Below are 19,230 nucleotides of genomic sequence, written 5' to 3'. Positions count from 1 at the left end.
ACCTTGCAGAAGCCGCTCGTCGTCCAGGGAAGAGGGCGGCGGGTTGAACAAAGAAGGCCAGCGTGCAAAACCTGCGCTGCGGCTGATTCTGCGGATGCGGTCTGTCAGGGTCTACGGGGGCTTGTCCTAGGCGTGGAGCGGCATGCTTGCTACGCTGGGTCCGAGAACGCAAACACGTTCTGAGGAGGAGCAGCTTTGAATACCTGGTTCTGGCGCTGTGTGGTGATGGGAAGCTGGCTGGCGCTGTTGCTCTGGTGCAGCTATTGGTGGCCGCGCTCAGTGGCTGTGGCATTGCTGGGCGCGGGGCTGATTGCGAGCGGAGCCGGGCTGCAGCTGGGCACGCAGATGCTGATGATGCGTGCGGTGCTGCGCGGTCGTGGATTGCCACTGCCGCCTGCCATGGTCGCGTTGCGGGCCTGGTTTGCCGAGTGGCGCTGGGCCTGGCGGCTGTTCGGCTGGCAGATTCCTTTTGGCGAGCATGCAGAGCCCGATGGAGTGCCTGTGGATCGCGAGGGCAAGCAGGTGCAAGGGCAGGTGGGCGTGGTACTGGTGCATGGCTATTTCTGCAACCGTGGCGTGTGGACCGTGTGGCTGCGCAGGCTCAAGGCACGCGGTATTCCCTGCATGGCCGTGACGCTGGAGCCGGCTCATGGCAGTCCAGTCGATGCCATGGTGGACGATCTCGACAGATGCGTGAAAGCCATGGTCCAGCAAACCGGCCGTGCCCCTCTTCTGGTTGCGCACAGCATGGGCGGTCTGGTGGTGCGGGCCTGGCTCAATCGGCTCGATGCTGATGAGCGTGCGCGCCATGCGGCCCATGTGGTCACCGTGGCCACGCCGCATGGCGGAGCCTGGCTGGCGCGGTTTGCGCAGCGCCTGCCGGCCGTGGATATGCGCGAAGGCAGCGACTGGCTGCAGCGGCTGGGGCCGCCGCCCCAGGATGTGTCATTCAGCTGCTGGTGCAGCAGCAGCGACAACATCGTCTTCCCCCCCGACCTTGCGATCTTGCCGAATGCGCAGTGTCATCAGGTCGACGATGCAGCGCATATGCAGCTGCTGTTCGATCCTCGGGTCTGGCAGCACTGCCTGCAGTTGCAGACGCAATTGCAGAGCGGGCATCAGGCAGCCGAGGTGGGCGCCTCCGCAGCCGACGCCGGGGCACGGGCCTGCGGGTCCTGAATCAGGTGGATGTCGGTGGCGGAAACCAGGGCGATCTGCTGCTCGGCGCAGCGCTGCAGCAGGCCGAACAGCAGGTCGCTGCGCGTGCTGTAGACATTGCGCGAACTGGAGACATGGCCGAAGCTGGTGATGTTGACCACGCTGCCATTGATGGAGTCCACATACATTGAAGGAGCAGGGGTGCTCAGCACGGCCTCATGCTCGGCATAAAGGCCCAGCAGCACCTCGCGCAGCTTGACGATATCGGTGTTCAGCGGCACCGAGAACGCGATCGAGATGCGGCCCAGCGCGCCATCCATGGTCAGGTTCTGCACGGACTTGGTGATGAACTCCGAGTTGGGCACGATGACGGTGGATTTGTCATCGGTCTGAATCTCGGTGGCGCGCACGCTGATGCGGCGGATGTCGCCGACCTGATCGCCGATACGCACGCGGTCGCCCAGCTTCACGGGGCGCTCGGCCAGCAGAATCAGGCCCGAGACAAAGTTCTGCGTGATGGCCTGCAGACCGAAGCCGATGCCGACGGACAAGGCGCTGGCCAGCAGAGCTACTTTTTCAAAGCCTATGCCCAGGGCCGCCAGCGTCCACAGGCCGGACAGCAAAATGCCCATATAGCGGGCCACGGTGCTGATGGAGTTGCGTGCGCCTATATCCAGCTCGGTCTTGGGCAGATAGGTTTCCACCAGCCAGTGCTGCAGGGCGCCAAACACGGTCAGGCCTGCAACCAGCACCAGCAGGCCGCGCAAGATCGTCATGGGGCGCAGGAAGGAGTCGCCCACGGGCAGACCGTTGGTCAGCGTATCGGCCAGCACGATCAGGCTGCTGGAGTTGCCAAAGGGCGCGATCAGCGCCATCAGCCCCAGCAGCAACAGACAGACACGCGTGAGAGCCGACAACAGCACGCCGACCTGCTCCAGGCGCGAGGGCTTGAGCCCCGTGCCGGCAGCGAAGCCCTGTCCGATACGGCTCTCGCTGGAGCACAGCCAGGTAAAGAGGTCGTCGGCAAACTTCATCAGCAGCGAGGTGGCCAGAACCACCACGGTGATCCAGACCATTTGCGTGGCTGCGAATACCGAAAAGTTCAGATAACCGATCAGCGCTGCGATGAGCGCGGCCAGCACCGTCAGATGCCCGCCCAGCCAGGCCAGCATCAGCCAGCGACTGGTTGCCGCAGGCCGGTAATCGTCACCATGATGAGCAGCCTTCTCGCGCTCGGCCAGTTGCTGGCGCTTGCGTTGCTTGTTGATGACCATCAGCACCGACATGATGAGCAAGGCATAGACGAGCGCAATCAGTCCGTCCAGGGCCACGCTGCTGACGGCACTGGTGCGTGCGGCAATGTCTACCGCGTTGAGCATCATGGAGAACCAGGTCAGACCGGCGGCTCCCCAGGCAAAGCGTGTGAGCGCAGGGGCGGCGATGTCGTCGATGTTGAGCAGTCGCCAGGTCGGACGCTTGGGCACCAGCAGGCAGGCGCTGACGGAGAGGAAGAAGGCGGCGACAAATGAGGATTGAATCCAGGCATCGGCCACGGTCTGCAGGCGCGGTGCAATCGCGTCTATGGAGCGCAGGCTCTCGATGAATATCAGACTGGCCAGGCCGGGCAGGGCCGTACCCACTACCAGCATCCAGACAGCCAGACCTGTGCGGCGCAGCCGTCCGTTGGGTGCGCGTTCGGAGGCCGCAAATTTGCGGCCTGCATAGCGCAGGCCGATGCGCAGCGGAAACATCACAAACAGCGCCAGGGCGATGCCGGTCAGCGTGGCCGACCAGCCATGTTCGGCAATGGCTGCCGCAAAGCTGGCCTGGCCCTGGCGTGTCAGGGCCGCAATGCGCTGCAGGTCGGTTGGCAGATGTTCGGCAAACTGCTTCCACAGCGAGGGCGACAGCGGCGATGCCACTTTGCGGGCGATCTGTGCGTTGAACTGCTGGGTGCGGATTTTCTCGATGCTGTCCGTGGTCTGTTTGGCCTCCATGGACAACAGCTTGCCGCGCTTGAGCGCGGAGTCCAGCTCGCTGTGCTGCTGCGCCAGATCCTTGCGCTGCAGGCTCAGTTCGGGGGATTCCTCGCTGCCTTCGGCCACCGGACCCAGCTGGGCAATGCGAGCGTCGATTTGCTTGAGCAGCGGCTCCAGCGCCGTGACGGCATTGTCGGCATCGCGTTTGGACTGCAGGGCTTTTTCGGACAGTGCCTGCAGCGTTTCGGAGGTGTCGGCGTCATCGAGCGACTGGCGTACCTTGTCCAGGGTGTTCGATGCTTGTTGAATCTGGGCGATGGAGGTGGTCTGGATATCGCCATTGGCAGGCAGCTCGGCCGCGACGGCCAGACCTATGCAAAGTTGGAGCGCTAAAAGCCAGCGCAGCAGTTGGTTGCAGCGGTAATGCATTGTGAAGAAGTGAGTGGGCGGCAGTTTGCCTCTGGCGCTCACTATAGGTGCAATGCTGCGGTCAGGGTTTCAGGGCGCAGCCAAGTCATACAGGGCTTGCAGCCTGGATATTCGGCGTCGGATGCTATTGAAAATGGAGCTTTATGCGCTTTTCTGGAAAGGAATAGAGCCGAATTCTCCTCTGACAATTCGGCTCTTGACCTCGCGCTTGCCAAGGCGCGTGCCGGTATACATCCGCTGACTAAATCAGCTGCTCGCCGGGCAGCAACTCCTTGGCGCCAATGGTGGGCAACTGACGCAGCTGCTCATACAGAGGTGCAAAGTCGGTATCGGCCAGGTTCAGCAGGTGGGGCATGTCGTCAATCACGAAATAGGTCTGCTGATAGGTGTCGATCTTGTAGAGCGTGCGCATGGTGCGCTCCAGCTGCAGCGGCAAACGGTGCGGCTGCGGGCTGTTGACGCTGTACTCCAGCTCGCCCACAGAGCTGAGAATGCCTGCGCCATAGGCGCGCACGCCGCCACTCTCACGGATCAGACCGAATTCCACCGTGTACCAGTACAGGCGCGACAGCATCTCGCAGGCGCCGAGTTCGGCGGCCTTGAGGCCGCCCTGTCCGTAGGCCTGGATGAAGTCGGCCATGACGGGGTTGAACAGCAGCGGCACATGGCCAAAGAGGTCGTGAAAGATGTCGGGCTCGACGATGTATTCAAACTCCTCGGGCTTGCGTATCCAGTCCGTGACCGGGAATTTGCGCTGGGCCAGCAGCGAGAAGAACGGTACCTCGGGAATCAGTCCTGGAACGCCGACGATCTCCCAGCCCGTGGCCTTGAATAGTCGCTCGTTGATTTCCTCGAAGCGCGGAATGCGCTCCTTGGCGCCCAGCGACGGCAGGGCGTCGATGAAATGCTGGCTGGCGCGGCCCGGCAGCAGCGCGGATTGGCGCTCGTAGAGGCGGTGGTAGGTGTCATGCTCGGCCTCGGTATAGGCGGCATAGTCTTGCGTGCAGGTGTAGTCTGCATGGGCACGCGTGTAGTCGCCGCGTGGAGGGCGATCGGACTGGCCATAGACGACGGGGGCCGCGCCGATGCCGCCGGTCATGGCGGTGCTGTTCTGGATGCTGTTCATAAGGTACTCCCTGAGATGAGGGGTCGCGAAGGCTGCGGCCAGAGCTCGTGGCCGGGGCGCAGCAGGGAAAAGGAGAAGCGAGCCGAAAGCTGGCTCAGTGCATCTGTATCTGGGCGCGCTTGACGAGCTGTCCGTAGCGCGCATGCTCGGCCTGCACCAGGCGGGCAAAGTCCTGCAGACGCAGGTCGTCGCGCACCACGCCCATGGCGTCGAAGTACTGCTGTATATCGGGCCTTTGCAGCGTCTGGGCAAAAGTCTCCGACCAGCGCTTGGCCTGGCTGTCCGTGATGCCGGCAGTGGCAAAGATGCCGAACCAGGTAGTCAGATTCATGCCCTTGATGCTGTCGTCCAGGCTGGGCACTTCCGGAAGAGCCGGCAGCGGCGAGCGCCAGGTCACGCCAATGGCCTTGAGCCTGCCGGCCCGCAGATGAGGCAGAGCCGAGGCAATGTTGTCGAACATCAGATCGGCCGTGCCCTCGAGCAAGGCCGACAGAGCCGGTCTGGCCCCGCCAAACGGCAGGTGCTGGAGCGGAACCTGGGTCAGCGACTGGAACCACTGGCCCGCGATATGGCCGATGCTGCCGTTGCCCGCCGAGGCATAGCGCAGGGGCTGCCGGTGCTTGGACATGAAGCGCAGCAAATCCTCGGGCGTGTAGATGCGCCACTGCATGGCCAGTTCGCTGCGCATGACCAGCACATGAGGCATGCGGGCCACGAGTGTCAGCGGCTGAAAGTCGCGCAGCGGATCGTAGGGCAACTGGGGGTTGAGCCAGGGAAGGATGGCATGTGTGGCCACGGCACCCATCAGCAGCATGGGCTCGCGCGCTCCTGCTCTGGCCACCATGGCTGCACCCGTGGCGCCACCGTCGCCTGCGACATTGAGCACATTGATATTGCCCAGGGCCGTGGTTTCCTGCGTCAGCTTGCGAGCCGCCCGATCCAGCGGTCCGCCCGCCGCATAGGGAACGACCAGCGAGAGTTCGTTGCGGCTGCGGCTGGAATTCGACGGCAGGTCGCTCGCATCCCGGGCAGCATGCGCGCTGTCCGCGATCAGGGAGGTCGCCGAAGCCACCGCCAGGGTCATGGCCTGGCGGCGGGAAAGGCGCCAGGTGTCGGCAGGCGCGTCCAGCCTCGGTGCTCTGCAGTCCTCGGGGGCTGTAGCGGGGGGCTGATGGGGGCGCGACACTGGATCCTTCCGGGCGTTGAAGCTGGCTGCGCCGACTCACGTCAGGCGTGGATGCGGCAGTGCAGCATGGCGGGAAGTATAGGGACGGAAATCGGTCGCCACATGGTCCGTTTGATGGAGTGGTAACCATTGGTATCTTTTTGATGTACTGCGTAGCGCCGGAGCCCACGCCGGCCATGCTGCAAGCGAGCAGACGAGGCGGGTGAAGGCCGAGGTGGCGCATGGCAGGCTCCGTTAATCTGGCTCAGGTCTTGAGCACGCCGCGGCGCATCTGGTCGAGTTCCATGGTCTCGAACAAGGCCTTGAAATTGCCCTCGCCAAAGCCGCTATTGCCCTTGCGCTGGATGAACTCGAAGAAGATGGGACCCAGCTGGTTTTCGCTGAAGATCTGCAGCAGCAGCTCGCCGGGCTGGCCGTCCACCAGGATGTTGCGCGCCAGCAGCTCGGGAATGGGTTCCTGCAGGTCCGGGATGCGCTTGGGCAGCAGCTCGTAATAGGTCTCGCTGGTGTTCAGCAGCTTGATGCCGTTCATCTGCAGACCGTCCACGGTGTCGTAGAGATTGGTCGAGCCCAGCGCGATGTGCTGTATGCCTTCGCCGTGGTACATGTCCAGATATTCCTGAATCTGGCCGGCCTTGTCGTTGCCTTCCTCGTTGATGGGAATGCGGATCTTGCCGCAGGGGCTGGTCATGGCCTTGCTCTTGACGCCTGTGGCCTGACCTTCGATGTCGAAGTAGCGGATCTCGCGGAAGTTGAAGATGCGCTCGTAGAACTCGGCCAGCTCGGCCATGCGGCCGCGGTAGACGTTGTTGGTCAGGTGGTCGATATAGGTCAGGCCCAGGCCCTCGGGGTGCAGATCGGCACCGGGCAGAGGCTCGAAGTCCACGTCGAAGAAGCTGATATTGCCCAGGTCACCGTCCTTGGCGCCATTCTTGCCGCGCCATTTGTCGATGAAATAGATCAGCGAGTCGCCAATGCCCTTGATGGCGGGAATGCTCAGTTCGCCGGGGGCGGCCTGCTGGGCATAGCCCCAGGCACCCAGCGAGGTGGCGCGCTCATAGGCGTACTTGGCGTCGTTGACGCGGATGGCGATGGCGCAGACGCTGGGGCCGTGCAGACGCGCGAAGCGCTGGGCAAAGCTGTCGGGCTCTGCATTGATGATGAAGTTGATCTCGCCCTGGCGATACAGGGTCACGTTCTTGCGGCGGTGCTTGGCGATGGCCTGAAAGCCCATGCGCTCGAACAGCTGACCCATGGCCACGGGATCGGGGGCCGCGTATTCGACGAACTCGAAGCCGTCCGTGCCCATGGGGTTGTCCCAGGTCTGGAACTGGCTGGCGTTGCTTTGAGTCAGTGGGGCGTTCATGGCAGAGGTCTCCATCGGGTAGGGGCGCAACACATGAAGAACAGGTGTCGACGATGGATGCACTGTAGGACAGGGCGTGGACAAGCTTCATGCAAAAATGCCTTGGCTGCAAACAGCTCAATGCATGAAAATTGCATAAAAAATTGATTTCATGCAATTTAAATGGTTATCAAGGGTTAACCATTAATAAAAACTGCGATTTTTTTATAATCTGCCGCCATGAGTTCCATGCACACCATCGACAAACTGGATAAGGCAATTTTGCGCCGATTGCAGGCCAATGGCCGAGAAACTTATGACGTCATCGGGGAGCAGGTCGGCCTGTCGCCCAGCGCCGTGCTGCGCCGTGTCAAGCGGCTGGAGGAAAACGGTGTCATCGACCGCTATGTGGCTTTGGTGCAGCCCGAGACCGTGGGCCTGGGGCTGACCGCCTATATCAATGTGCGTCTGGAAAAATACACCGAAACCAGCAAGCGCAATCCCATGGATGTGTTCCGCGCCAGCGTGCAGACCTGGCCCGAGGTGGTGGAGTGCGTCTCCCTCACTGGCGAGATGGACTATCTGCTGCGGGTGGTGGTGGCAGACATGCAGCATTACAGTCGTTTCATCATGGACACGCTGCTCAAACACCCCAGTGTGCAGGATTGCAAAACCAGCTTTGTCATGGACCGGGTCAAGGTCACGACGGCCGTGCCGCTCTAAGCCTTCGTAGAGGTCCTTCATACGGACCATGACCTAGCCGGAAACAGAAGCTAAGGTGTTGAATTAGCGGAAAATCCTTACAGGATTGTTGCAATGCAACATGCGGCTTGTGAAACCTCGGGTTTTTACCTATATTTCAGGCTATGAACCTCCCCAAAGACTGGTTGACATCGCCCTGGCAGGCCGGCTCCGGCTGGCTGCGAGACATGGGCAAGTCCCATGGCGCCGAGCGTCGCTCGCCGTCCTTGGTCCCCATCCGTTCGCTGAGCCCGCGCCATCGCGACCGCATCATCAAGCATCTGCTCAAGCTGGATGCGCGTGATCGCTATCTGCGCTTTGGCTATGCGGCCAACGACGAGCAGGTGCGCCGCTATGTCGAGCAGCTCGATTTCGAGCGCGACGATATCTTCGGCATCTTCAACCGCCGCCTGGAATTGATCTCCATGGCGCATCTGGCCTTTGCCGGCCATCCCGAGCATGAGAAATGCGCGGAATTCGGCGTCTCCGTGCTCAAGAGTGCACGTGGCAAGGGGCTGGGGGCACGTCTGTTTGCACGTGCAGTGCTGCATGCGCGCAGCAAGAACGTGAGCATGATGTTCATCCATGCGCTGTCCGAGAACACGGCCATGCTCAAGATTGCGCGCAACGCGGGTGCCACGGTCAAGCGAGAGGGCTCGGAATCCGAAGCCTATCTGGAGTTGCCGCCTGCCGACTTCGAGACCCATGTCAGCGAGCTGGTGACGGAGCATCTGGGCGAGATGGACTATCAGCTCAAGAAGCAGGCCGTCAATTTCTGGGCTTTCCTGGCCGGCGTGCAGGAAGTGCGCAAGGGTGTGCAGGAAGGCCGCCATAAATCAGGCGAGTAAATCGTCTTGTGAAGCCAGCAAGGCTGCAGCCCAATAAAGACAGGCGCAAGCAGATATCAAAATAGCTTTGGCTGAGTGCGCTCGGAGACCGCCGCTCATGGCTTTTGTGAGCTAGCAAGCCGTCTGTCAACACAATCCGTTATTCTTGGGGACTTGTTCGACTACCGCACGTCCTGCACTCCAAGACAGTGTCTGACCCCCATCCTGCGCGACTTCCCGAGAAGGAAGACAAGCGAAGCTTCCTGCAAAAGGTGGCTGAGTTCATCCATCCGGCACCGGAGTCTCCCGATGAACTGATCGAAACCCTGGCCGAAGCCGAAGACAACCAGGTCATCGGCACCGAGTCGCGTGTCATGCTGGAGCGCGTGATTCGCATGGCCGACATGAGCGCCGGAGAAGTCATGGTGGCTGCGCCACGCATGGATCTCATCAATATCGATGCTCCGTATGAAGAAATCCTGCACCAGGTTCTGACTACGGCGCATTCGCGCTTTCCGGTCTACCAGGGCGAGCGCGAGAACATCATTGGCATTCTCATGGCCAAGGATTTGCTCAAGCTGCAGCGCTCTCCCACCCTGAATATTCGTGCTCTGGTGCGCCCGGCCGTCTTTGTGCCCGAGAGCAAGGGCCTGAACGACCTGCTGCGTGAGTTTCGCGCCAATCGCAATCATCTGGCCGTTGTCATCGACGAGTTCGGCCGTGTGGCCGGCCTGGTGACGATTGAAGATGTGCTGGAAGAAATCGTCGGCGAGATTGAGGACGAGTTTGACATCCCCGAGGACGAGGGCGATATCTTTGCTCTGGCCGACAACAGCTACCGCGTGGCGGGCGATGCCAGCATCGAGCATGTGAGCGAGGAGTTCGAGACTTCGCTGCATGCCAGCGACCCCGATGCCGAGTTCGATACCATCGGTGGATTGATTGCCCATGAAATCGGCCATGTGCCCAAGCGCGGCGAGCAGATTCATCTGGGCGGGCTGGAGTTCACCGTGCTCCACACCAAGGGCGGCGCGGTGCGCTGGTTCAAGGTGGTGCGCGATCCGTCGCCAGACAGCTTGGTTCGCAACTGATCGCGACTTGCGCAAATCCGGGTCAGGCCTGGTGTGATGCCGGTGGAAATACTGGTTGTGCCTCTTGGTTTGCACAAATCTTGGCGATACCTCGTATGCTTGAATTCACCCAACCGCCCGGTTGGGTGTTTTGTTAGTGCCTGCTGATTCCTATGACCACCACTGCCTCTACCGTTCAGACCGCTGCTGCCAGGCCCAAATGCTGGATGAGCTGGCTTTTGATGCTGATTGCAGGCGGGCTGCAGGCCTTCTCTCTGGCCTGGCCCTGGGCTCGCGGCCAGGGCGACGGCTGGCTGAGCTTGGCCGGAGGCTATGGCCGTCCGCTGTGGTGGCTGCAGATTCTGTCGCTGGCGGTGCTGGTTCATGCGCTGCTGGCTGCCCGTACCGCCGCTCAGGCGGCAGGCCGGGCCTGGCTGTTCGGCACGGCCTGGCTGGCGGCCACCTTCTGGTGGCTCTTCATCTCCATGCACACCTATGGCGGATTGGCGGCGCCATTGGCGGTGGCAGCCGTGTTGGCACTGGCGGGCTTTCTGGGTGGCTATTACGCCGTGGCTGCATGGTGCTTCAAGCGTTTGGCAAAGGCGCCGGATGCATTGTCAGCGCTGGTCTTTGCTGCACTCTGGACGCTGGCCGAGCTGGCGCGTGGCTGGCTCTGGACCGGTTTTCCCTGGGGCGCAGGCGGCTATGCCCATGTGGAAGGCCCGCTGGCCGTGCTGCCGCGCTGGATTGGCGTCTACGGCACGGGGTTTGTGGCGGCCTGGGCTGTAGCCTGGCTGGCGCTGCTGGTCTGGCGTATGCAGACCAGGTCGGCGTTGCTGAAATTCAAGCCGGCCCTGGCATCTGCTGTAGCCCTGGGTCTGGTCTGGGGCGGGCTGTGGTGGTCGCGTGATGCCGCCATTGAAGCACCTGGTCAGCTGCCCGGCATGAGCGTAGAGCTGCTGCAGGGCAATATTCCGCAGGATGAAAAGTTTGAAATGGGTTCGGGCGTGGTGGTGGCACTGCGCTGGTATGCCCAGCAGTTGCATGACGCCAGGGCCCAGTTGGTCGTGGCACCCGAGACAGCCATTCCACTGCTGCCTCAGCAGCTTCCTGAAGGCTATCTGGACTTTGTGCGCGCACCTTTTGTCGCCAAGGAATCCAGCCGCGCGGCTCTGGTGGGCCTTCCGCTGGGCAACTGGGACAAGGGCTTCACCAATACGGTCGAAGGCTGGCTGCCGGGGCAGACCCAGGCCTATCAATACGACAAGCACCATCTGGTACCGTTTGGTGAGTTCATTCCGCCCATGTTCCGCTGGTTCACCGAACTCATGAATATTCCGCTGGGCGACTTCAATCGTGGCGCACTGGGCCAGCCTTCCATGAGCTGGGCGGGTGAGCGCCTGTCGCCCAATATCTGCTACGAAGACCTGTTCGGCGAAGAGCTTGCGGCCCATTTCGGCAATGCGGCGACGGCACCCACGGTGCTGGTCAATCTGAGTAATATCGGCTGGTTTGGCGACTCCGTGGCCATTGATCAGCATCTGTCCATCAGCCGCATGCGCGCGCTGGAGTTCGAGCGCCCCATGTTGCGCGCAACGAACACCGGAGCCACGGTGGTGATCGATCACAAAGGGCAAGTGGTGAAAGCACTGGCGCCTTTCGAGCGCGCGGTGCTGCAGGGCCGGGTTCAGGGGCGCGACGGGCTGACGCCTTATGCGCGCTGGGTGCATGCTCTGGGTCTGTTGCCTCTGACTCTGTTGTGCCTCGTGTTCTGCGCGCTGGCCTGGATCTCCTTGAGAAAGACCGAGGAAGGCGTAGTGTCCCGCACGGAATAAGCCACCTCGGCATCAGCGGCTGTGGCATTTGTGGCAGAGTCTTGGGCCTGAAAACGGGTATTGTGTCCCGGGTAGGGGCGTGAGCCTTGATAATCCCTGGTTGTACCGCCCGCAGTGGGCGCGCGCAGCGGGCGCGGGTCCCGTCACCCAAAATACAGAGTAACAGGTAGCTTGCACAGGCTGCCGCGGAGCAATTGAGAGAATGGCTGAATCTTTTTCCTACGAACAACTGATCGCGTCCGGCGAAGGCAAGCTGTTTGGTGCCGATAGCGGACGTCTGCCCCTGCCTCCCATGTTGATGTTCGATCGCATCACACATATCTCCGAGGACGGCGGTGCCCACGGTCTGGGCAAGATTGTTGCGGAACTGGACGTCAAGCCCGACCTGTGGTTCTTTGATTGCCACTTCCAGGGCGATCCCGTCATGCCCGGTTGCCTGGGCCTGGACGCCATGTGGCAGCTGATCGGCTTTTACCTGACCTGGCTGCGTTTGCCGGGTCGTGGTCGTGCCCTGGGTGCAGGCGAAGTCAAGTTTACAGGTGAAGTAGGTCCCGATGTCAAACTCGTGACATATGAAATTGATATCAAGCGAGTAATCAAGCGCAAGCTGAACATGGCCATCGGCGACGCACGTCTGCTGGCCGACGGCAAGGAAATTTACGTGGCCAATGACCTGCGCGTGGGTCTGTTCCTGCGTGAAGGTGATGCCAAGGGAACGGCAGCATGAGCAAGAAGCGGGTAGTGATCACCGGCGCGGGCATTGTCTCGTGCATCGGCAATGACCTGACAACCGTGGAGGCCTCGCTGCGCGAGGGCAAGAGCGGCATCAAGGCCATGCCCCAGTTCACGGAGCTGGGCATGCGCTCGCAGGTGGCAGGCATTCCCGAGATCGATATTGAGGCGCGCATCGACCGCAAGCAGTTACGCTTCATGGGCGATGCTGCGGCTTATTCGCAGATCGCCCTCGAAGACGCGATCAAGCAAGCGGGCCTCACGCCCGAGCAGGTGAGCAGCCCGCGCACCGGTCTGATCATGGGCTCGGGCGGCGGATCGCCCGCCAACCAGATCGAGGCAGCCGATACGCTGCGCGAAAAAGGCATCCGCCGCGTCGGCCCTTACCAGGTCACACGATGCATGAGCTCCACGGTGTCGGCCTGCCTGGCAACCAACTTCAAGGTCAAGGGCATCAACTACTCCATCACCTCGGCCTGTTCCACCTCGGCCCACTGCATCGGTGCTGCGGCCCAGCAGATCGCCTGGGGCATGCAGGATGTGATGTTTGCCGGCGGCGGCGAAGAGCTGTCCTGGGGCATGTCGCTGCTGTTCGACGGCATGGGTGCCATGTCCAGCAAGTACAACGAGACGCCTGATAAGGCCTCGCGTGCCTACGATGCCAACCGTGACGGCTTCGTGATCGCTGGCGGCGGCGGTGCCGTGGTGCTGGAAAGCCTGGACCATGCGCTGGCACGCGGTGCCAACATCCTGGCCGAAGTGGTGGGCTTTGGTGCCACCAGCGACGGTGAGGACATGGTCGCTCCTTCGGGCGACGGCGCCATTGCCTGCATGAAGCAGGCCATGGAAACCGTGGATGCGCCCATTGACTACATCAACACCCATGGCACATCGACCCCCGTGGGCGATATGCAGGAAGTGCGTGCCATGCGCGAGCTGTTCGGTGACCAGGTGCCTCCGTTCTCGTCCACCAAGTCGCTGACCGGCCACTCGCTGGGCGCGACCGGTGTGCAGGAGGCGATTTACTGCCTGATCATGCTAAACAAGGGCTTCATCGCAGGGTCCGTGAACGTGGAGACGCCCGATCCGCTGCTGGGCGATATGCCTCTGGTCACCCAGACCCGCGATGCCGAACTCAAGACCGTGCTGTCCAACAGCTTTGGCTTTGGCGGCACCAATGCCTCCCTGGTGCTCAAGCGCTGGGAAGGGCAGTAAGCGCCGGAGTCTTGGATCGCGAGCCCGCTTGGCCTTGAGGTAAGCGGGCTTTTTTCTGTCGTCGACTACTGTCTCCCCCATGAAGATCGCAATTCTTGACCGTGATGGCACCCTGAACCAGTGGGGAGCTCAAGGTTTCATTGGCCGGCCCGATGAGTGGGTTGCAGTCCCCAGTGCGCTGGAGGCGGTTTCGCGCCTGAACCGTGCCGGCTGGCATGTGGTGGTCGCCACCAATCAACCTGGGCTGGGTCGCGGGCTGTTCGATGTGATCGAGCTCAACGCCGTGCACGCCAAGATGCACCGGGAGATGGCCGCTGTCGGCGCGCGGGTGGAGGCCGTGTTTTTTTGTCCGCACGCTCCCGATGAAGACTGCCAGTGCCGCAAACCCGGCGCAGCGCTGTTCGAGCAGATTGCCGATCGCTACGGTGCGGAAGGCCATGAAATCTGGGCCATCGGCAGCGGCGTCGAACATTTGCAGGCGGGCAAGGCTCTTGGCGCCCATCTGGTGTTCGTGGAGTCCACCGCCAGGCCCGAGTGCAGCAGCGATGCCGACCTGCCTGAAGGCAGCGAGCGCTATCCGGATCTGGAGGCCGTGGTGAATATGCTGTTGCCGCTGGGAGGCGATGAGGATGCTCAACCCCTGGATTCGGCGCCTGCCCCGCATTGAGCTCGGGTTTCAGGTCAAAATAGACTCAACTGCTTGAAAGAGCAGCGCAAGCTGCTATGTTTCTTGTTGATAACCGTGCCAAATCATGGGCCAGACTTCAGGTCTGTGCTCACGTCATTCGATTGCTGTCATGTCCCTGATTCGCTCCGTCCTCCACATGTTGTGGATGGCTATTACCGTCATTCCCTACACTTTCGCGGTGCTGCTGGCCAAGTGGACCAGCGGCTCATCGGCCAAGGCATACAGTGCTGCCCGCGCCTGGCTCAAGCTCTCGGTGGACAGCGCCCGCGTGATCATGGGGGTCCGGTATCAGGTGCAGGGCATGGAGAACCTGCCTGCGGACCCGAATCAGGGGGTGGTGCTGCTGGTCAAGCACCAGTCCACTTACGAGACCTTTCTCATGCCTGCCATCATGCCGCGCCCGCTGGCCTATGTGTTCAAGAAGGAGCTGCTGAAGGTGCCATTCTTCGGTTGGTCCATCGGTGCACTGGACATGATTCACATAGACCGGGCCCAGCGCTCGCGCGCCTTTCACAAGGTGGTGGAGCAAGGCAAGCGCCTGCTCGATCAAGGCATCTGGGTCATCATGTTTCCCGAAGGTACACGTGTGAATCGTGGAGAGGTGGGCGAGTACAAGACCGGCGCCACCCGTCTGGCCATCATGACGGGTGCGCCCGTGGTACCCATCGCTGTTACCTCGGCCAAGTGCTGGCCGCGCAAGGCCTTCATTAAAAAGCCCGGCGTGGTGGATGTTTCCATTGGCAAGCCCATTTCTTCGGTGGGCCGCAAGCATGACGAGCTGATGGTCGAGGTCGAGGCATGGATCGAGTCCGAAATGCAGCGCCTGGACCCAGAGGCTTATCGCAGATAAGGCAAAACTGCCCATGTCCACAGGCGATAGCTTGCAGCAAGCTTGGCAATGGCTGGTGCCGCCTGTGGTGGGGGATGGGCGGGGCGGGTTGATGCCGCGCAAGCGCCGGCGCAGCGGCCCTGAAGCCATTGAGCAGCGTTTGGATCAATCCGAGCTGGAATTTGAGAATAGTCAGCTTGTAGCACCCGTCAATATTTCAGTGGGTGCTATTGATTCTGAAGAGAATGAGCTGCCTGCAGAGCCCACACTTCTGGTGCATCCGGAAGCTAGCCACAGCGCCCGCTTGCAAGGGCGTGAGGTGGCTTATCTGCTGCGCCGTTCGGCGCGCCGCAGCATAGGCTTCAGCGTAGGGCTGCAAGGGCTTGAAGTCACCGCTCCGCAATGGGTGGCCATGCGCGAGATCGAATCAGCGCTGCAGACCAAGGCCGGCTGGATTGTGCGCAAGCTGCAGGAAGCCGGACAGCGACAGCAGATCAAGCAGGAAGCGCGCATTCTCTGGCAGGATGGAGGCGTGCTGGACTATCTGGGCCAGCCCATGAGTTTGCGGCTGACCGGGGATGGGTCACAACTGCTGCGTACGCGCCAGACGCATAGAGAGCAGGGGGGCGATGGCCCGCAAAGCCTGCATCTGCCCTTGCCGACAGGGACACCGCCTGCCCAGGTGCGCGCGGCCGTTCAGGCCTGGATACTGCGGGAGGCGCGCAGCTATTTCACGGCCCGTATGCTGCACTATGCCGCACTCATGGGCGTGCGCTGGAATGCGCTGCGCCTGACAAGTGCCAGCACGCGCTGGGGCAGTGCCAACAGCAGCGGGATCATTCGTCTGAACTGGCGGTTGATGCAGCACAGCCCGCAAATCATCGACTATGTGGTGGTGCATGAGCTCGCCCATCTGCATCATATGGATCACAGCCCGCAGTTCTGGGCTGTGGTGGCTCAGGTGCTGCCCGACTGGAAGCATTTGCGCAGAGCATTGAGAGACAGGCCCTTGCCCGCTTGGGAATAGCGGCAATGATCGAGACGAGGAATGAAATGAGCAATACAACCCAAATCCAACCCGCTGCCGGCTATGCCGGCGATGTGCCGGCGGAGCTGGCCTGGCAATGGCTGCAGGCTGGTGAAGCGGTTCTGGTCGATGTGCGCACCGATGCCGAGCGCGAGTGGGTGGGCAAGGTGCCAGGCGCTGTTGCCGTGGCCTGGAAGCAGTGGCCCGGCATGGCAGCCAACCAGAACTTTGACGCCGAGCTGCGAGCAGCGGTACCCGAGGGCAAGAAAGTGGTGCTGCTATGCCGCAGCGGTGTGCGCTCTGTTGCGGCTGCCCAGCGTGCTGCGGGCCTGGGAATCGAGGCCTACAACATTCTTGAAGGTTTCGAAGGCGACGTTGACGCCAACGGCCAGCGAGGCCAGTTGGGTGGCTGGCGCAAGCGCGGCCTGCCCTGGCATCAGTAATGCGCAGGGCTTGGCCTGCAGCTTCTAGACCGAGCGATAGCCGTTGGGGTTCTGGCTTTGCCAGCGCCATGTGTCGGCGCACATGGTGTTCAGATCATGCTCGGCTTGCCAGCCAAGGGTTTTCAGGGCGTGGTCGGGGTCTGCATAGCAACTGGCCACATCCCCTGGACGGCGGTCTGTAATCGTATAGGGCAGGGTCTTGCCGCAGGCTTTTTCGAAGGCATGCAGCACTTCGAGCACGCTGTAGCCATTGCCTGTGCCCAGGTTGATGGTCAGCAACTCGGGCTTGGCCAGGCCGGCCAGCTTCTCGAGTGCCTTGACATGACCTCGGGCCAGGTCGACGACATGGATGTAGTCACGCACGCCGGTGCCGTCCACGGTGTCGTAGTCGCCGCCAAAGATCTGCAGCTTTTCACGACGGCCCACGGCGACCTGTGCCACAAAAGGCAGCAGGTTGTTGGGAATGTCCGAAGGGTCTTCACCAATCAGGCCGCTGGCATGGGCACCAATGGGATTGAAGTAGCGCAGCACGGCCAGCGACCATTGGGAGTCGGAGTGGTAGAGGTCCGACAGAATCTCTTCCACCATGAGTTTGCTGCGGCCGTAGGGATTGGTGACCGAAGTAGGGTGTACCTCATTGAGAGGCAAATATTGTGGCGAGCCATAGACTGTTGCCGAAGAACTGAACACCAGATTGCGCACATTGTGCTTTTTCATGGCGCGCAGCAGCACCAGGGTGCCGTTGACGTTGTTGTCGTAGTAGTCCACAGGCTGGGCAACGGACTCGCCCACTGCTTTTTTGCCGGCAAAGTGCACGACACTGTCAATGCCATGCTCCTGCAAGGCCTGCTCAAGCGCAGCTTGATCGCGGACATCGCCATTGATCACGGCAATGGTGCGTCCAGTGATTTGCTCCACGCGGCGGATTGCTTCAGGATGGCTGTTGCTGAAGTTGTCGAAAATCACGACTTCATGACCGTGGCTGATCAGTTCGATGGCTGTATGGCTGCCGATATAGCCGGCACCGCCTGTGAGCAGAGTTTTCATAAGCTGCAGTCTAACTTCGAGTCAAATGAGAAAAGCGCTCATGCGAGCGCTTTTTGCGGCTGTATTTACAGAGCCTGATTCAGAGAGCCGGAATGCGCAGTTTCTGGCCAGGATAGATCCTGTCCGGGTTGCTGAGCATGGGCTTGTTGGCTTCAAAAATCACGTTGTACTTGTTGGCATCACCATAGTACTTCTTGGAGATGGCCGACAGGGTGTCACCGCGTACCACATCGTGGTACTGGGCTTCTGGCTCGGGGTTGGTGACCGCCATCAGGTTGTCCACGGACTGGACATTGGCCACATTACCGCAGCACAGCGTCACTTTTTCCTTGACAGCCTGAGTGGGAGCCGTGCCATTGACTGTTACCTTGCCTTGAGAAGCATCGAATTGAACCTGCAGATCGGATACGCCCAGATTCTGGGTGTTGATATAGCTGGCGATCGCCTGAGCCGCCTTGGCATTCAAGTCTTCGGCCGGTGCGGCTGCATGTGCGTCGCTGCCGCCAAACAGTTTTTCTCCGGCTTCCTTGATGAAACTGAACAGACCCATGGTTTCGACTCCTCAAAAGTAGTGGAAGAAAGCAGTTCACTTTAACGGGAAATCGAAATGATTTCTTGCAGGAGATGGACTGAGCGCTTTCTTTGACAATTTCCTGCGCACTTGTAATGAATGTGACAAGCGGCTGTCTGTCACAGAGAAAAGTGCTGATAATCCGCCGCATGACATTTTTGGCCATAGACATTGGCAACACCCGTTTGAAGTGGGCCATGTATGAAGATCATCGCCCTGGTGCTGCCTTGCTGGCCCATGGAGCGGAGTTCCTGGAGCATATAGAGCGCCTGGCAGAAGGTGCCTGGGCCGGGCTGCCAGCTCCCGAGCGCATGCTGGGCTGCGTGGTTGCTGGTGAGACGGCAAGGCGCAGGGTGCACGAGCAGATCGAACTCATGCTGGGATGGAATCTCGAGCCTCAATGGGTAGTCCCCTCCATCGCAGAAGCAGGGGTGACCAATGGCTATGACCATCCTTCCAGGCTGGGTGCGGACCGATGGGTGGCCATGATTGGTGCACGTCACCACATGTTGCAATTGGGCGATGCCCGGCCCTTGATCACGGTTATGGTGGGTACGGCAGTGACGGTCGATGCCATGGATGCGCAAGGCCGATTTCTGGGCGGCCTGATCATTCCCGGGCATGGCATCATGCTCAGGGCCCTGGAAGGCGGCACTGCGGGCCTGCACGTGCCTACGGGTGAAGTCAGGTGCTTTCCCAAGAACACCAGCGATGCGCTGACCAGCGGCGGTACCTATGCCATCGCAGGTGCGGTGGAGCGCATGTACCAGCATCTGGCAGAACACTGCGGTGCAGAGCCGATGTGCATCATGGCGGGCGGCGCCGGCTGGAAAATGTCTCCCAGCATGACCAGGCCTTTTGAGCTGATCAACAACCTGATCTTTGATGGCCTGCTGGTGATGGCTGAAAAGCGCTGGGGTTGAGTGTGCTGGCTTGATGGCCGTGGGTTGGGCTCTTCTATCGCTATCACTGAAATTTAGAG

The 19,230-nt window shown here is 61.1% G+C and carries 18 protein-coding genes; 12 read left to right on the top strand and 6 right to left on the bottom strand.

Annotated elements, in window-relative coordinates; genetic code table 11:
• Positions 1-195 precede the first annotated feature (195 nt).
• Positions 196-1,179 carry a triacylglycerol lipase gene (locus MPZ60_RS22220; protein WP_052057600.1) on the top strand — a complete coding sequence of 328 codons (984 nt, stop codon included), beginning with the start codon at positions 196-198 and terminating at the stop codon, positions 1,177-1,179.
• On the opposite strand, the gene MPZ60_RS22215 is transcribed toward MPZ60_RS22220, so the two are convergent.
• The 4 genes from MPZ60_RS22215 to hppD all read right to left on the bottom strand — a co-directional run bounded on the left by MPZ60_RS22215 (position 1,119) and on the right by hppD (position 7,244).
• Positions 1,119-3,608 (bottom strand): DUF3772 domain-containing protein, encoded by a 2,490-nt coding sequence (locus tag MPZ60_RS22215; RefSeq protein ID WP_238585744.1) that lies wholly within the window; start codon positions 3,606-3,608, stop codon positions 1,119-1,121. The two genes, MPZ60_RS22220 and MPZ60_RS22215, sit on opposite strands and share 61 nt — an antisense overlap.
• A 199-nt stretch (positions 3,609-3,807) precedes the next feature.
• Positions 3,808-4,692, bottom strand: a complete 885-nt coding sequence (gene phhA, locus MPZ60_RS22210) for a phenylalanine 4-monooxygenase (RefSeq protein ID WP_052057599.1) — start codon at positions 4,690-4,692, stop codon at positions 3,808-3,810.
• 94 nt (positions 4,693-4,786) lie between these two features.
• Positions 4,787-5,821 (bottom strand): tripartite tricarboxylate transporter substrate binding protein, encoded by a 1,035-nt coding sequence (locus MPZ60_RS22205; RefSeq protein ID WP_034355296.1) that lies wholly within the window; start codon positions 5,819-5,821, stop codon positions 4,787-4,789.
• A 301-nt stretch (positions 5,822-6,122) separates the two neighbouring features.
• The gene (hppD, locus tag MPZ60_RS22200) at positions 6,123-7,244 is read right to left on the bottom strand and encodes a 4-hydroxyphenylpyruvate dioxygenase (protein WP_012839929.1); all 1,122 of its coding nucleotides are present in this window, start codon (positions 7,242-7,244) and stop codon (positions 6,123-6,125) included.
• A gap of 219 nt (positions 7,245-7,463) precedes the next feature.
• On the opposite strand from hppD, the gene MPZ60_RS22195 reads away from it, so the two are divergent.
• The 10 genes from MPZ60_RS22195 (at position 7,464) to MPZ60_RS22150 (ending at position 16,630) form a co-directional block, all read left to right on the top strand.
• The gene (locus MPZ60_RS22195) at positions 7,464-7,946 is read left to right on the top strand and encodes an Lrp/AsnC family transcriptional regulator (protein ID WP_034354614.1); all 483 of its coding nucleotides are present in this window, start codon (positions 7,464-7,466) and stop codon (positions 7,944-7,946) included.
• A gap of 143 nt (positions 7,947-8,089) precedes the next feature.
• Positions 8,090-8,812, top strand: coding sequence for a GNAT family N-acetyltransferase (locus tag MPZ60_RS22190; protein ID WP_034354611.1), 723 nt, complete (start codon positions 8,090-8,092; stop codon positions 8,810-8,812).
• A gap of 188 nt (positions 8,813-9,000) precedes the next feature.
• Positions 9,001-9,882, top strand: a complete 882-nt coding sequence (locus tag MPZ60_RS22185; protein ID WP_003068015.1) for an HlyC/CorC family transporter — start codon at positions 9,001-9,003, stop codon at positions 9,880-9,882.
• Between the two features lie 152 nt (positions 9,883-10,034).
• Complete coding sequence (gene lnt, locus MPZ60_RS22180; protein ID WP_034354607.1) at positions 10,035-11,696, top strand: apolipoprotein N-acyltransferase; 1,662 nt, start codon at positions 10,035-10,037, stop codon at positions 11,694-11,696.
• A 202-nt stretch (positions 11,697-11,898) separates the two neighbouring features.
• The gene (gene fabA / locus MPZ60_RS22175) at positions 11,899-12,423 is read left to right on the top strand and encodes a bifunctional 3-hydroxydecanoyl-ACP dehydratase/trans-2-decenoyl-ACP isomerase (RefSeq protein WP_003068017.1); all 525 of its coding nucleotides are present in this window, start codon (positions 11,899-11,901) and stop codon (positions 12,421-12,423) included.
• Positions 12,420-13,643, top strand: a complete 1,224-nt coding sequence (gene fabB / locus MPZ60_RS22170) for a beta-ketoacyl-ACP synthase I (RefSeq protein ID WP_034354603.1) — start codon at positions 12,420-12,422, stop codon at positions 13,641-13,643. The genes fabA and fabB overlap by 4 nt, the downstream gene beginning before the upstream one ends.
• A 79-nt stretch (positions 13,644-13,722) precedes the next feature.
• On the top strand, positions 13,723-14,310 hold the full coding sequence (locus tag MPZ60_RS22165; protein WP_034354600.1) for an HAD-IIIA family hydrolase: 588 nt from the start codon (positions 13,723-13,725) through the stop codon (positions 14,308-14,310).
• A 130-nt stretch (positions 14,311-14,440) separates the two neighbouring features.
• Positions 14,441-15,181 (top strand): 1-acyl-sn-glycerol-3-phosphate acyltransferase, encoded by a 741-nt coding sequence (locus MPZ60_RS22160; RefSeq protein ID WP_034354597.1) that lies wholly within the window; start codon positions 14,441-14,443, stop codon positions 15,179-15,181.
• A 13-nt stretch (positions 15,182-15,194) separates the two neighbouring features.
• Positions 15,195-16,187, top strand: a complete 993-nt coding sequence (locus MPZ60_RS22155) for a M48 family metallopeptidase (protein ID WP_034354593.1) — start codon at positions 15,195-15,197, stop codon at positions 16,185-16,187.
• A 26-nt stretch (positions 16,188-16,213) separates the two neighbouring features.
• Positions 16,214-16,630: a rhodanese-like domain-containing protein gene (locus MPZ60_RS22150; protein ID WP_003068022.1), complete on the top strand. Its 417-nt coding sequence runs from the start codon at positions 16,214-16,216 to the stop codon at positions 16,628-16,630.
• A gap of 24 nt (positions 16,631-16,654) precedes the next feature.
• On the opposite strand, the gene galE is transcribed toward MPZ60_RS22150, so the two are convergent.
• Both galE and lysM read right to left on the bottom strand, forming a co-directional pair.
• The gene (gene galE / locus MPZ60_RS22145; RefSeq protein ID WP_034354590.1) at positions 16,655-17,677 is read right to left on the bottom strand and encodes a UDP-glucose 4-epimerase GalE; all 1,023 of its coding nucleotides are present in this window, start codon (positions 17,675-17,677) and stop codon (positions 16,655-16,657) included.
• Between the two features lie 79 nt (positions 17,678-17,756).
• Complete coding sequence (lysM, locus tag MPZ60_RS22140; RefSeq protein WP_034354587.1) at positions 17,757-18,227, bottom strand: peptidoglycan-binding protein LysM; 471 nt, start codon at positions 18,225-18,227, stop codon at positions 17,757-17,759.
• A 170-nt stretch (positions 18,228-18,397) separates the two neighbouring features.
• Here lysM and MPZ60_RS22135 point away from each other — a divergent pair, with 170 nt between their 5' ends.
• Positions 18,398-19,171 (top strand): type III pantothenate kinase, encoded by a 774-nt coding sequence (locus MPZ60_RS22135; RefSeq protein ID WP_034354584.1) that lies wholly within the window; start codon positions 18,398-18,400, stop codon positions 19,169-19,171.
• Positions 19,172-19,230 lie beyond the last annotated feature (59 nt).

Origin of the sequence: Comamonas sp. 7D-2 (genome assembly GCF_022749555.1) — a bacterium.
In the GTDB taxonomy this organism is placed as follows: Bacteria; Pseudomonadota; Gammaproteobacteria; order Burkholderiales; family Burkholderiaceae_C; genus Comamonas; species Comamonas thiooxydans.
This window is presented reverse-complemented; position numbering and strand designations above follow the sequence as displayed.